Source organism: Belliella marina, from assembly GCF_042682445.1.
Lineage (GTDB): Bacteria > Bacteroidota > Bacteroidia > Cytophagales > Cyclobacteriaceae > Belliella > Belliella marina.
The window spans coordinates 1,388-2,541 of the sequence record NZ_JBHUHR010000030.1 but is presented as its reverse complement, the minus strand read 5'-3'; the positions used below and the strand labels follow the sequence as shown (position 1 = coordinate 2,541).

Annotated in this window: 1 protein-coding gene and 1 pseudogene; both read left to right on the top strand. The window is 42.7% G+C overall.

Going from position 1 to position 1,154, the window contains the following annotated elements:
* Window positions 1-687, top strand: a 687-nt coding sequence (locus ACFSKL_RS10645; protein ID WP_376886087.1) for an OmpA family protein, incomplete at its 5' end; no start/stop codon positions are given.
* Window positions 684-1,154: pseudogene (locus tag ACFSKL_RS10640) on the top strand (hypothetical protein); the annotation flags it as partial. The gene ACFSKL_RS10645 and the pseudogene ACFSKL_RS10640, both read left to right, overlap by 4 nt.

The following is a 1,154-nucleotide window of genomic DNA, read 5'->3' as shown; positions in this document are numbered from 1 at the left end:
ATGGAAAAATATAAATTCTTGGATTTGAAAGTCTCTTCCCATACTGATTCCAGGGCTTCGCACGAATACAACGAAGCCTTGAGCAAGCGTAGGGCAGAAGCGGTTCGATCGAGTCTGCGAGACAAAGGCATCAGTGAATCCAGAGTGTCCCTCGAATGGCATGGTGAAGAAAAACTGGTGAATGATTGCCCGGATGGGGTGGATTGTTCTGAAGATGATCACCAACTGAATAGAAGGAGTGAACTGAGCCTGTCTATTATATTGAAAGATGGGGCGTTGATTCCGGAAGATCTCTTGGAGGATGACTTGTGTAATGAAGTTGATCTCATCAACAAGATCAGGGAAGATATCGAAATCCCTATAATCTACTTTGATTTTGACAAGTCCTTCCTGAGGTTGAAGCATAAGATGGAATTGGAAAGGTTGATCCTTCTGCTAAACAGCAACAATATCAAGCTGAACCTTGAAGGACATACAGATATAAGGGGAAGTGAGGATTATAACAAGGCATTGTCAGAAAGAAGGGCAGAGGTAGTGTTGAAATATCTGGTAGATAGGAATATTGAGAAAAATAGGGTTTCGTATGAATGGTTTGGCAAATCAAGGCCTGTGGTTGACTGCGATACGCAAGATTGTTCACCTGAAATGCATCAATTAAACAGAAGGACGGAAATTAAGATTAAATGATGGGACAAAATAAAATTTCTTTTTTAGGTATGGGAATCCTTTTGTTTGGCCTTCTGGTTCCAAATTTTAAGGGACTTTCCCAGACAGTCAACCTTGGAGAGTTGACTGTGTTGCCTGGCACAGTGGTGTCGACGTATTTTGATCTGGACAACCGGGAATCTGGTAAACTGATCAATGATGGTGACCTGTATTTGTTTGCAAGCCTAAACAATGACGGGGAGATCTCCTTCACTGAGGGTGAAGAAGGGCTTACGAGGTTTGTAGGTAAGAGTGGGATCCAGCAGATTATGGGTACTAGTTTGAGCCGCTTGAAAAATGTGCTGTTTGACAATGTGCATGACCAAAATGCTTTCCACTTGTTTGGTGATGTAAGTATTGCCGGGGTAAGCCGGTTTGTACAGGGGATCGTGTTGGCGGATGGAAATGGGGGATTGATGCTTTTTGAAAAAGGTGGTTCCCATACACAA